General features: G+C 64.3%; 11 protein-coding genes and 2 tRNA genes. 9 read left to right on the forward strand and 4 right to left on the reverse strand.

The features are described from left to right. Positions 1 to 16 precede the first annotated feature (16 nt). From E1B25_RS01815 to E1B25_RS01825, 3 genes are read left to right on the forward strand one after another with little or no spacing between them, the layout of a single operon-like run. Positions 17 to 1,714 (forward strand): pilus assembly protein TadG-related protein, encoded by a 1,698-nt coding sequence (locus E1B25_RS01815; RefSeq protein ID WP_245510580.1) that lies wholly within the window; start codon positions 17 to 19, stop codon positions 1,712 to 1,714. Beyond that, complete coding sequence (locus tag E1B25_RS01820) at positions 1,711 to 2,247, forward strand: TadE/TadG family type IV pilus assembly protein (protein WP_132826965.1); 537 nt, start codon at positions 1,711 to 1,713, stop codon at positions 2,245 to 2,247. The genes E1B25_RS01815 and E1B25_RS01820 overlap by 4 nt, the downstream gene beginning before the upstream one ends. A gap of 5 nt (positions 2,248 to 2,252) precedes the next feature. After that, positions 2,253 to 2,804, forward strand: a complete 552-nt coding sequence (locus E1B25_RS01825; RefSeq protein ID WP_132826966.1) for a TadE/TadG family type IV pilus assembly protein — start codon at positions 2,253 to 2,255, stop codon at positions 2,802 to 2,804. Here the strand turns inward: E1B25_RS01825 and E1B25_RS01830 are convergent. Then, positions 2,801 to 3,271: a hypothetical protein gene (locus E1B25_RS01830; protein WP_132826967.1), complete on the reverse strand. Its 471-nt coding sequence runs from the start codon at positions 3,269 to 3,271 to the stop codon at positions 2,801 to 2,803. The two genes, E1B25_RS01825 and E1B25_RS01830, sit on opposite strands and share 4 nt — an antisense overlap. Before the next feature lie 272 nt (positions 3,272 to 3,543). Between E1B25_RS01830 and E1B25_RS01835 the strand changes: the two genes are divergently transcribed. After that, entirely contained in the window at positions 3,544 to 4,524 is a 981-nt protein-coding gene (locus E1B25_RS01835; protein ID WP_132826968.1) for a hypothetical protein, read from the forward strand. Between the two features lie 7 nt (positions 4,525 to 4,531). Here the strand turns inward: E1B25_RS01835 and E1B25_RS01840 are convergent, their stop codons facing one another. Further along, a complete protein-coding gene (locus E1B25_RS01840) occupies positions 4,532 to 5,122 on the reverse strand; it encodes a TetR/AcrR family transcriptional regulator (RefSeq protein WP_132826969.1) in 591 nt (196 codons plus the stop codon). A gap of 100 nt (positions 5,123 to 5,222) precedes the next feature. Between E1B25_RS01840 and E1B25_RS01845 the strand changes: the two genes are divergently transcribed. From E1B25_RS01845 to E1B25_RS01865, 5 genes are all read left to right on the forward strand, one after another. After that, positions 5,223 to 5,507, forward strand: coding sequence for a hypothetical protein (locus E1B25_RS01845; RefSeq protein WP_132826970.1), 285 nt, complete (start codon positions 5,223 to 5,225; stop codon positions 5,505 to 5,507). A gap of 89 nt (positions 5,508 to 5,596) precedes the next feature. Then, positions 5,597 to 6,883 carry a homoserine dehydrogenase gene (locus E1B25_RS01850; protein WP_132826971.1) on the forward strand — a complete coding sequence of 429 codons (1,287 nt, stop codon included), beginning with the start codon at positions 5,597 to 5,599 and terminating at the stop codon, positions 6,881 to 6,883. A 125-nt stretch (positions 6,884 to 7,008) separates the two neighbouring features. Next, complete coding sequence (recJ, locus tag E1B25_RS01855) at positions 7,009 to 8,751, forward strand: single-stranded-DNA-specific exonuclease RecJ (RefSeq protein ID WP_132826972.1); 1,743 nt, start codon at positions 7,009 to 7,011, stop codon at positions 8,749 to 8,751. Positions 8,752 to 8,862: 111 nt separating this feature from the next. Beyond that, positions 8,863 to 8,937, forward strand: a tRNA-Glu gene (locus E1B25_RS01860). A gap of 175 nt (positions 8,938 to 9,112) precedes the next feature. Next, positions 9,113 to 9,187: transfer RNA gene (locus E1B25_RS01865), tRNA-Glu, on the forward strand. Positions 9,188 to 9,332: 145 nt separating this feature from the next. Here E1B25_RS01865 and E1B25_RS01870 read toward each other — a convergent pair. Further along, positions 9,333 to 10,424, reverse strand: coding sequence for a DUF1513 domain-containing protein (locus E1B25_RS01870; protein ID WP_206338487.1), 1,092 nt, complete (start codon positions 10,422 to 10,424; stop codon positions 9,333 to 9,335). 2 nt (positions 10,425 to 10,426) lie between these two features. After that, positions 10,427 to 11,443, reverse strand: coding sequence for an imelysin family protein (locus E1B25_RS01875; protein ID WP_132826974.1), 1,017 nt, complete (start codon positions 11,441 to 11,443; stop codon positions 10,427 to 10,429). Between the last annotated feature and the right edge of the window lie 2 nt (positions 11,444 to 11,445).

The following is an 11,445-nucleotide window of genomic DNA, read 5'->3' on the forward strand; positions in this document are numbered from 1 at the left end:
CGGTCCAGCGCGCCGGTTGGTTAACCAGACCCGACGCCTTGGTGCGGGCGAGGACGGCTCCCTGACCTATTTCGGGCTCTATGTCATTCTGATCATCCTGATGTTTGGCGGCATCGGCGTCGATCTGATGCAATACGAACGCGACCGCGCCAACCTGCAATACACGATGGACCGCGCCGTTCTGGCTGCCGCTGACCTTGACCAGACACTCGACCCGGAATCGGTTGTGCGCGACTATCTGGGCAAGGCCGGGATGGCCGAGTATCTCACCAGTGTCACGGTCGACGAGGGGCTAAGCTATCGCACCGTGTCGGCAACAGCCTCCGCCGACTACAAGACCCAGTTCATGAAACTGTCCGGCGTTGACTCGCTGACCGCCCCGGCCGCCAGCACGGCCGAGGAACGCATCGACGGAGTCGAGATTTCGCTGATCCTCGACGTGTCGGGCTCGATGAACAGCAACAGCCGGCTGACAAACCTGAAAGTCGCGGCAAAGGAATTCGTCGACACGATGGTCGAGAACACCGAAGACGGCAAAATGTCGATGTCGATCGTGCCCTATGCCCAACAGGTCTCGACCCCGGCCGTCTTCCTGGACCAGTTCAACGTCACCAGCGAACACAACTATTCCAATTGCGTCAACTTCGACTCCTCCGATTTTGACAGCGCCGCGCTTTCGACCACGACAGAACTGAAGCGGACCATGCATTTCGACTACACGACCAGCAGCTTTGAAGGGCGCGACAACAGCCCGCCAGAGCTGATCAAAAACCCGGTCTGCGTCCCTGACAGCGACCGCGAGGCGATGATCATGCAAAAGGACGCAACCAAGCTCAAGTCGTTCATTAACGATCTCTCGGCCGGCGGCTACACCTCGATCGACCTCGGCATGAAATGGGGCACCGCCCTGCTTGACCCCAGCGTTCAGCCAGCGATCGCCAAGATGATCGATTTGGGCGAGGTTTCGGCCGATTTCGCCGACCGTCCGCAAACCTATGAAAGCGGAGAGACGCTGAAGGTCGTCGTACTGATGACCGACGGGGAAAACACCAGGCAATACTATCTTCCTGACGAGTATCGAACCGGCGAGACTGGCGCCTGGTGGAATGCCGAGGAAGAGGTCTATTCGGTCAACGTCGGACCCGACCTTCTCGACCGCGACGGTGACCTGAACCTGCTCGAGGACATCTATTACTGGAACGAGTTGGACGAATGGGCCGACCACCCCTATGGCAACGGCACCTATGAGACGACCAAGTATGAATGGGGCTGCACTTATTATAACTGGAGGGGCAAGTGCAAGTCCGAGGGATGGGTGGAATCCGGCACCGAAACCACGGACGAACCCGGCACGGCGATCTCGCTCACGATGGGCGAACTGTTCGCCTACACAACTCCGAGGAAGATCGCCGACAGCATTTTCCAACCGACGATGGGATATTACCCGGCGCGCAACGAATGGTATTATGGCCCCTACGGTAACTATGTGAACGACACCACCAAGGACACGCGGACCAAGGCGATCTGCGACGCGGCCAAGGCACAGGACATCATGGTCTTCACCATCGGGTTCGAGGCGCCGTCAAACGGGCTGGCCGTGCTCGAGGATTGCGCCAGTTCCTCCAGCCATTTCTTTGACGTGGACGGGCTGGAGATCTCTGACGCCTTCGCCTCGATCGCTTCGTCGATCCGCAAACTGAGGTTGACACAATGATTGGACACTTAAGCAGAAAGCTACGCCGGTTCTGGCGGCGCGAGGATGGCAACGTCACGATCGAATTCGTCATCACCTTTCCGGCCGTTCTCGCCGTCTTGCTTTCCGGGATCGAACTGGGGTTCGTCACCCTGCAGCAATCGGTACTGGACCGCGCGATGGACATGACCGTGCGTGAAATTCGCCTTGGCACCGGCACCGCGCCGCAACATGACGACATCAAGGACATGATCTGCGATCGCGCCGCCTTCATCCGCGATTGCAAAAGCAGCCTGCGGTTGGAAATGATCCAGGTCGATCCGCGCGCCTGGACCGGGCTCAGCGACACGCCAGACTGCACCGACCAATCCGAAGAGGTCTCGCCCGTGCGCAATTTCGTGAACGGACAAGAGAACGACCTGATGGTCCTGCGCGCCTGCGCCATGGTCGACCCGATCTTTCCGACCACGGGGTTGGGCGGCAGCCTGGTCAAGGACGCCTATGGGCAGTTCTCCCTGACCTCGACCACCGTTTTCGTGCAAGAACCGAGGTAAGGATGATGCGCAGGAAACTCCCCTCAGTGTTGCGCCGGTTTCTCGGCGATACCCACGGCAGCGTGTCGGTCGAATTCGTGCTGGTGATGCCGTTCCTGTTCTGGGCCTTCATGGCCACGTTTGTTTACTTCGACGGCTTTCGGCAAAGCGCACAGAACCTCAAGGCCGCCTATGCGATCGGTGACATGATCTCGCGCGAGACAGAAGCAATCAACGACACCTATGTCGACAGCATGGAAGAGGTTCTGCAACTGATGGCCCGCTCCACCAGCACGGTCAAGCTGCGGGTCACCGTGGTGCGCTGGGACGAGGACGACGACCGCTATTATGTCGTGTGGTCCGAAAATCGCGGCTATGCCTCAGAGCGCAAAAACTCCGACATCTCCGATGTCGAAGCCCGCCTTCCGGTCATGCCCGATGGCGAGCGCGTTATCCTGATCGAGACCCAATCGACCTATCAACCGATCTTCGATGTCGGGGTGGGCGATCGCGATCTGGACAATTTCATCTTCACCCGGCCCCGTTTCGTGAACCAGATAAAATGGTCGAGCAGCTAGGCCCGTTCGGCCAGAACCGCCGACAGTATCTCTGACATCGCCTTGGTCTGTGACGCCGCGGTCACCCCGCCGACCCCCACCCGCCGGCCCAACCGCCACCACAGACCGGGGCGCCAAGTGCGGGGCCCGGCGGCCCGGGTACGGATCACGAACCCGTTTGAAGGCTTGAACGCGAACGTCCCGCGATCCAGCGTTTCGATCTCGTCAATCGCGGCAAGACGGGTGCCGTCGCTGCTGCGCAGCTCGGTCCGGGTCAGCTCAAGCCGGTGCTCGGTGGCGCGCCGCATCCGATCCGCGAGCCAAAGCGCGCCGGCCCCGATCAGCAGCAGGAACACCTGCCATTGCGGTTCGGGCGGCGTGGCAAGGGCGACATAGATCACCATCCCACCAAAGATCAGCAAGACCCCGATCCCCAGCCAACGGCGCAGCGCCGATACTCGAACCGTCGCCAGAATGTCATCTTCCATGGGGCCCCTCCGCCTGTCTGAGCCGGCGGCTTACCCGAAATAGGCGCCCGCGAACAGGCCGTTCGCCGTGCAGCGCGTCGATCTCTGCACAATCAGTCGCCCCCCACCCCACGTGCCCTCTGGCCCAGTGTCGGCCCTGACACGGTGCAAACGCAGTCCGCCATTTTGTCGCGGACCCGCCCCTCCTTTTCGGTGTATGGGTCTCCCATCCCGACGTTTTAGTCGGGGGATCTCATTTTGAAGATGCCATTTTGCAGCGAAAGGAACCGGTCATGGCCGCCAAGACCGCACAGGATCTCGTCAACAGCCCCCTTGTCCAGAAATACATTGAAACGATCGAGAAGGACGCGCTGGCAGGGCTGAAAACCGCCAAAACGGTGCTCGCCTCCTCGAGCGTGAAATACTATTCCTCCACCACGCTCAGCACCTACAAGGCCGACTATACCCGTCTTGACAAATGTCAGGGCGATTTCAACGCCGCGTGGAACAAGGTTGTCTTCGGCAAGGCCAAGGACTCCAAGGATCTGATCAAGACCTACTCGAAATACGTGCTCGCCCTGACCGTGTTGGAAGAGGCCAATTCAAAACACGAAGCGATGATGACAGCAGGATTCGCAGCGCTTGCCGCCACCCTGCTTTCGCTTCTGGCGGATTGGATCAAGGAGATGCACAAGCGCTGCAAGGCGCTGGAGAAAGAGCTGACCGCGCTTCATAAACTGTTGAAGAAAGCCAAGAACGAGGTCACCGAAGCCAAATGGCAAACCGGGTTGAACGTCGCGGTGACCGCCGTTTCCTTCTGTCTTGGTCCGGTCAGCTGGGGCGCCCGGATCGGGGTGGCTCTGGGTGGCGTGGTGGTGCATTCGGTGATCGACGGGGCGCTCGGCCCCAGTTCCGGCAGCCCCCTGGGCACCGCCAACACGGTGGCGGGCGAATCCGTGGATCTTGCCGACAAGCTGTCCAAAGGATCCAGAAAACTGACCGGCGCCGCCTCTGCGGTGATCTCGCTCAAGATGGATACCGACGAGATCGGGCAGGCCGAAAAGATTGTCAAAGAGGTGCGCAAAAGGCTGAATGCCGTGGCCACCGAATACGACCGGCTGGCGCGCGCCACCGCGACGTGGAAAACCGATATCGCCAAGGTCGAAAAACAGGCCGATGCGGCGCTGAGCGCGTACAGATCTCAGGTCAAAAAGTACAAATCACACGAGAAGGAGCGTCAGGGCCTGCTCAAGGAGTTCAAGCAGTGGAAATAGCGCCGGCTCAGGCTGGCGCCACCGCCTTGCGCACCATGTCCCAATAGGTTGTCTCGACCTCGGTCTGCGACAGCCGCCCATCGGCCCGATACCAGGTATTGACCCCGTTCAGCATCGCGATCACCGCCCGGGTGGCAATCTTGGTATCGGCCACGTCGAACAGACCCGCCGCGACCCCGCGTTTCAAGATCGCCTCCAGCGCATCCTCGTAGCGCCCGCGCAGATCGCTGATCGCGACGTGATTTTCGGGGGTGAGGTTGCGCAACTCCATATAGGCGATGAACACCTCGTCCGGGCGTTCCAGATGGAACCGGATGTGAAACCGCGTGAACGCCTCAAGCGCCGCGCAAGGGTCCCGCCCCTGCGGCTGCGCCGCCCATGTCGCCAGCAACGCGCGCATATGATCCTGCATCAGCCCGAACAGCAGGCTTTGCTTGTCAGGGGTATAGTTATAAAGCGCGCCCGCCTGCACCCCGACCTCGCGCGCGATCTGGCGCATCGAGACGGCAGCATAACCGTGCTGCGCGAACAGCCGCAGCGCCGCCTCCTGGATGCGCGGACCGGTAATATCGGAATGGGAACCTGTTGTGCGTGCCATCCCCGGAACGTTATCTGAACGTATGTTCAGAAAAAACCCCCAGCTTGCGCCTTTTGCCCGCAGCAGGCATGAAAGGGCACGCCCAGATACCGGATCAGCCATGTTTCAGCCGCGACACACGTCCCACCCCCTCCCGACCGCCGTGGTCGCTCTGGCCTTGCTGTTCGCCGTTGCCGGCTGCACCCGCGAGGTGCCCGAGTTGGACCAGACCCGCACCGAGGCGCTGCGCGATGCCCCCTACCCGGCCCTGATCCCGCTGGAAACGGCGCTGGCCACGGATGCGGCCACGCCCGACAGCGCCGAGCAGCTGGAACGCGAGATGACCCGACGACGCGCCCTGCTCAAGGCGCGGGCGGACCGGCTGCGCACCGCACCGTCGGACTGATCCGCAACCGCCGCTGCCGTTGCACCCCCTAAGCGAACCGGCTAAGGCACGGATCAGCATTCTGAGACAGACCAAAGGATTCAACGACGATGACGAACGCTTTGCGCCTGGGAATCGCCGGTTTGGGCACAGTCGGTGTCGGCGTTGTCCGCATCTTGCGCAAACAAGCCAAGCTGCTGGAGGCCCGCACCGGCCGCCGGATCGAGATCATCGCCGTCAGCGCCCGCGACGCCGACAAGGATCGCGGCGTGACCCTGTCCGGCTATGACTGGGAAACCGACCCGGTGGCGCTGGCCCGGCGCGACGATATCGATGTCTTTGTCGAATTGATGGGCGGCTCCGAGGGGGCCGCCAAGGCAGCGACCGAGGCCGCGCTCTCCACCGGAAAGCATGTGGTCACCGCCAACAAGGCGTTGCTGGCCCTGCACGGGCAGGCGCTGGCCGAACAGGCCGAGGCGGCGGGCCTTTCGATCCGCTACGAGGCGGCGGTGGCCGGCGGCATCCCGGTGATCAAATCGCTGGCCGAGGGGCTGGCAGGCAACGAGATCACCCGCGTGATGGGGGTGATGAACGGAACCTGCAACTATATCCTCACCCGGATGGAGGCGACCGGCCAAGGGTACAATGCCCTGTTTGAGGAGGCCGACAAGCTGGGCTTTCTCGAGGCCGACCCGAACCTTGACGTGGGCGGCATCGACGCCAGTCACAAGCTGGCGATCCTGGCCTCGATCGCCTTTGGCACCAAGGTGAATTTCGCCGGAGTCGAGATCGAGGGCATCCAGCGGGTGACGCTGGAGGATATCCGTCAGGCCGCCGACATGGGCTATCGCATCAAGTTGCTTGGTGTGGCGCAACGCAGCCCGCGCGGGCTGGTGCAGCGCATGCAGCCCTGTCTGGTCCCGGCCAATTCGCCGCTGGGCCAGCTTGAAGGCGGCACCAATATGGTGGTGATCGAGGGCGACGCGGTGGAACAGATCGTGCTGCGCGGCCCCGGTGCCGGCGAGGGCCCGACCGCCAGCGCGGTGCTGGGCGATATCTGCGATCTGGCGCGGGGATGCCGGATGCCGGTGTTCGGGCAACCTGCCGTGACATTGGCGGATGCGACCCCGGCGCAGACCGGCCTGCCCGCCCCCTATTACCTGCGCATGTCGCTGCTGGACAAACCCGGCGCGCTGGCCAAGATCGCCGCGATCCTGGGCGAGGCCGGCGTGTCGATCGACCGGATGCGTCAATACAGCCATTCCGAGACCACCGCGCCGGTTCTGATCGTCACCCACAAGACCACGCCCGCCGCGCTTGAACACGCGCTGGAGGCGATGGCCGTGACCGATGTGGTCGCCTCGGAGCCGGTGGCGCTGCGGATCGAACAGATCTGAACCGGCGCAGTCAGCGTCGCCGTTTCGGACATCCAAGGTGATCTTTGCCGCCCCCCGCCTGTGCGGTGGCGGGCGCAGGGGCGTTGGCCACTTTGGCCCGACGGTTTGGCATAGGAGGGACGCACGTGGCATTTCTGGGGGTGGAACAATCGCTGAGCGGGCGACGCTGGGTCGGGCCCTCGGTCGAGCTGGATCGCGCCGCCGAGGCGATGACGCAGGCCACCGAGCTGCCGCGCCCGCTGTGTCAGGTGCTGGCTCGCCGCGGCGTGCCGGTCGAAGAGGCCATGGCGTTCCTGACCCCGCAGCTGCGCGACCTACTGCCAGATCCGCGCGCAATGAAGGATATGGAGACCGCCGCCGCCCGCTTTGTCGATGCGGTACGGCGCGGCCAGCGCATCGCCGTCTTTGCCGACTATGACGTGGATGGCGGCAGTTCCGCCGCGCTGTTGCTGGTTTGGCTGCGGGCGATGGGGCGCGATGCCACGCTGTATATCCCCGACCGGATCGACGAAGGCTATGGCCCCAATGAGCCGGCGATGCGGGCGCTTGCGGCGCGCCATGATCTGATCGTCTGCGTCGATTGCGGCACGCTCAGCTTTGAACCGATCGCGGCGGCCAAGGGCGCCGATGTGATCGTTCTGGACCACCACCTCGGCGGCGAGACGCTGCCCGATTGTGTGGCCGTGGTAAACCCGAACCGACAGGACGAGAGCGGCGATCTGGGCTATCTCTGCGCCGCTGGTGTGGTGTTCCTGATGCTGGTCGAGGCGCGGCGGCAGTTGCGCGAGGCGGGCGAAGCCCTTGGCCCCGATCTGATGTCGCTGCTGGATCTCGTGGCGCTGGCCACAGTGGCCGATGTGGCGCCGCTGATCGGGGCGAACCGGGCCTTGGTGCGTCAGGGGTTGCGGGTGATGGCGCAGCGGCGCCGCCCCGGTCTGGTGGCGCTGTCGGATGTGGCGCGGATGGATTCGGCGCCCAGCAGCTATTCGCTGGGCTTTCTGTTGGGGCCACGGGTGAACGCGGGCGGGCGGATCGGCAAGGCCGATCTGGGCGCGCGGCTGCTGGCGACCGCAGACATCAGCGAGGCCCAGTCCCTTGCCGAACGGCTCGATCAACTCAACACCGAACGACGCGAGATCGAAGAGGCGGTGCGCGCCGCCGCGATGGCGCAGGCTGAAGAGCGCGGGTTTGACGCGCCGCTGGTCTGGGCTGCGGGCGAAGGCTGGCATCCCGGCGTTGTCGGCATCGTCGCCTCGCGCCTGAAAGAGGCCGCCGGTCGCCCCGCCGTCGTGATCGGGCTGGACGGGGACGAGGGCAAGGGCTCGGGCCGCTCGGTCTCGGGGATTGATCTGGGTGCGGCGATTCAGCGGCTGGCCGCGGACGGGTTCCTGTTGAAGGGCGGCGGGCACAAGATGGCCGCCGGGCTGACCGTGGCGCGCGACCGGTTGGAAGAGGCAATGGAACGGCTCTCCGAACTTTTGGCGCGGCAAGGCGCGGATCAGTTGGGCCCGAGCGATCTGAAGCTGGACGGCGCGCTGATGCCGGGGGCCGCGACGGTCGAGCTGATCGAACAGATCGAACGCGCCGGGCCGTTCGGCGCCGGGGCCCCGGCCCCGCGCTTTGCCCTGCCCGATCTTCAGATCCGCTTTGCCAAGCGGGTCGGCGCTTCGCATCTGAAACTGTCGCTGAGCGACGGCATGCAGGGCAAACTGGACGCCATCGCCTTCGGTGCCTTTGACAGCGATCTGGGCCCCCGGCTGGAGGCCCATGGCGGCGCGCGGTTCCATCTGGCCGGGCGATTGGAGATCAATACATGGGGCGGACGACAAAGCGTGCAGTTGCGCCTTGACGACGCGGCCGAGGCGTAATCGCGCTCTGAACCCTGCCAAGTCGCGCAGAGGCAAAAAATCTTCGATTTAGGGCAGATTTTGTCTTGCGGGGTGCGGCGCGATTGCCTTAAGAACCGCACACCACAGCGTGGCCCGTTCGTCTATCGGTTAGGACGCCAGGTTTTCAACCTGGAAAGAGGGGTTCAACTCCCCTACGGGCTACCATTTTCCCGCCACGAAATCACAATCTGAAACGCGCCAAAAGCGCGCGTGACATGCGGTCGTCACCCCGGCGCGCGGCCACGCAGGCGCTGTCGGCAGCGACCTGACATTGCCCGCAACTTTTTGCTTTCTCCCTCTTGCGTCCGGTCGCGCAATTGCATAGTCAGGCGCTCACCGTGGCCCGTTCGTCTATCGGTTAGGACGCCAGGTTTTCAACCTGGAAAGAGGGGTTCAACTCCCCTACGGGCTACCATTTCTCTCTGCCACTTCTCCCTTACGTCGCGGATCGCGTGAACCGCAGGTTTCGCACCTGCCGCGCCCAGCTGCATCGTGCCGCGCAAACGGGGAGTTTTCGCCGCGGATCGTACAGACCCGTTCGGGCTTCGTTCGGGGTGCGGCTAAGCCCCGGCCAGCCGCACCAGATGATTGTCCCATCGCACCTCGGCCCGATCCAGCGGCAGCGCCTGCCCGTCCCGCAGCCGCACCAACGCGCCACTACCGGAGGAGACGATAAATCCGCCCGGGGCCGCCCCCACCCCGCAGACATCCGCCAGCCCCAAGCTGTGCGCCAATGCGCCACTCTGCGCGTCATAGACCTGCACCATGCCGCCGCGCGGAGAGGACACCGCGAGCAAGCCCCCGTCGCCGGAGAACGCCACGCTGCCGCCATAGCCGTTCAGCGCATCGCTTGGCCCGCCGCCCCCCAACAGACGCGGAGCACTGCCGCGCCGATGCAGGCCCAGAACCGGGGGCTGCCCGTCCTGCCCACCCTGCCCGCCTTGCCACTGCATGGCAAAGCCCACCAGCCCGTCTGCGCGCAGGTCAATATGGCGGATCGAATTCATATGCAGCGTGGGTGGCAGTTCAACCGCTTCGAGCAGCCGCCCTTCAAGGTCGAGGTAGCTGAGATTCGGCTGCATCACCGGGATGTTCAACTTGGCGCGCCCGCTGTCGGGATGGGTCTCGATCCCGCCATTGGCGATTACCAGCGTCTTACCATCGGGCATCAGCCGGATCTCATGCGGACCAACCCCACCAGAGGAAACTTCACCCAGCCGCGTATATCCTGCCGCCACGTCCCAGACCCCGACCACCCCGGCGGCGGTGTCATAGTCGTTCTCGGTCGTGAAAAGCCGCGCGCCGTCGCGGGAAAACACCCCGTGGCCATAGAAATGGCGGCCCGCCGGGGCGCTCAGCTCGGCCACGGTCTGGCCGGTGACGCAATCGAGCACAAAGGCAAAGGTGCCAGGACGGCGGGCAAAGCCGACCGCATGTGCCCGATGCGGATGGGCGGCAGCGGCATGACCGCGCCCCGGAATCGCTTGGCGGAACCGAATCGCGCCCTCGGCGGAGAGGCCAAAAAGGAAATGCGTCCCGTCTGGCCCCTGCCCGGCCGACAGGTAATCGGGCGCCCCCGCATCGGCCCATGTGGCCACTGGGGTCAGCCCGGTGGCCAGCATCCCGATCAGGAACCCGCGTCGTGATGTCATGGTCAGTCTCCGTCCAGCGCATTGAACCCGGCCGCGACGCCCAGCGCCGGCCCCATATCTTCATTGGCCGCGGTGCGAATGGCCGTGATCGCCTGTTGCAACACCTCGACCCGCAGCCGCCCCTGCGGCGTGGCGACCCCGGCGAACACCGGGTCCTCCAGCTGCTCTGCCCGCGCCAGCGCGGTGTCAAAACCATGGGACATCCGCGCCGCGAGATCGGCGTCTTGCCCCGCCAGCAGATCAGACAGTTCCTCCAGCGATTTCAAAGAGATGACCACATGCCGCAGCGAGCGACCCGAGCGGCGCGCCTCGGCCCGCAGCGGGCGCGGCTTGCCGATCTGTCCCATGGGCCGACCCAGCCGCAGATCGGCGTTAACCTCCAACCCGGTGGTGAGCGCCTTGAAGAATTCCTGCAACACCTCTTCATCGCTCTGATAGGGGCCGTCCGGCCCCGGAGTGCGCATCAGCCCGGCATAGTGTTCGCTCCAATCCCGGCTCAACTCGGCGGCGGTGGTGGCTATGTCGGCGGTGATCGCGCGCAGCAGGGTGCAGCGATAGGCGGCCGTGCCCAGCGCCGAGATCTCGGGATCATAGAGCAGGTAGTCCAGAGCATAGAATCCCCGGCCCGCGACCGAGACGGTGGCAAAGCGCGCAGGGCTGTCCACCACCGGGTCGGCAGCGGCGATCAACCCGCGCAGGGTCTTGGGCGTCATGGCGCGCGTATCCGGCCAGAAAGCGAGCGCAAAGCCGCGCGCCTGCGTCTCGGCCGGGCCAAAGCGCAGATGGCTGACGGCGATCCATGCGTCAAAAGCGGTGCCAAAGGCAGAACGCAGCGCGACGCCCTCGAGGGTGCAATCGGCACGCGCGGCGGTATCGAGCGCCGCCGTGGTTTCAGCCAGCGTCTGCATCTTCGGAAGCACGTGGCGGTCAAGGATCGCGTCGGTCTGCCCCCCCGCCAGCGCGGGGAGCGCAGCCAGCGAAAAGACCGTGGTGACAAGGGCGGAAATCAGATGTCGCATGG

Origin of the sequence: Antarcticimicrobium sediminis (assembly GCF_004348975.1) — a bacterium.
GTDB lineage: Bacteria > Pseudomonadota > Alphaproteobacteria > Rhodobacterales > Rhodobacteraceae > Antarcticimicrobium > Antarcticimicrobium sediminis.

Bases quoted from the DNA above. Each gene is read 5' to 3' on its own strand.
- E1B25_RS01820 (WP_132826965.1), top strand. From the start codon at position 1,711: ATGATTGGACACTTAAGCAGAAAGCTACGCCGGTTCTGGCGGCGCGAG.
- E1B25_RS01825 (WP_132826966.1), top strand. From the start codon at position 2,253: ATGCGCAGGAAACTCCCCTCAGTGTTGCGCCGGTTTCTCGGCGATACC.
- E1B25_RS01830 (WP_132826967.1), bottom strand. From the start codon at position 3,271: ATGGAAGATGACATTCTGGCGACGGTTCGAGTATCGGCGCTGCGCCGT.
- E1B25_RS01835 (WP_132826968.1), top strand. From the start codon at position 3,544: ATGGCCGCCAAGACCGCACAGGATCTCGTCAACAGCCCCCTTGTCCAG.
- E1B25_RS01840 (WP_132826969.1), bottom strand. From the start codon at position 5,122: ATGGCACGCACAACAGGTTCCCATTCCGATATTACCGGTCCGCGCATC.
- E1B25_RS01845 (WP_132826970.1), top strand. From the start codon at position 5,223: ATGTTTCAGCCGCGACACACGTCCCACCCCCTCCCGACCGCCGTGGTC.
- E1B25_RS01850 (WP_132826971.1), top strand. From the start codon at position 5,597: ATGACGAACGCTTTGCGCCTGGGAATCGCCGGTTTGGGCACAGTCGGT.
- E1B25_RS01870 (WP_206338487.1), bottom strand. From the start codon at position 10,424: ATGACATCACGACGCGGGTTCCTGATCGGGATGCTGGCCACCGGGCTG.
- E1B25_RS01875 (WP_132826974.1), bottom strand. From the start codon at position 11,443: ATGCGACATCTGATTTCCGCCCTTGTCACCACGGTCTTTTCGCTGGCT.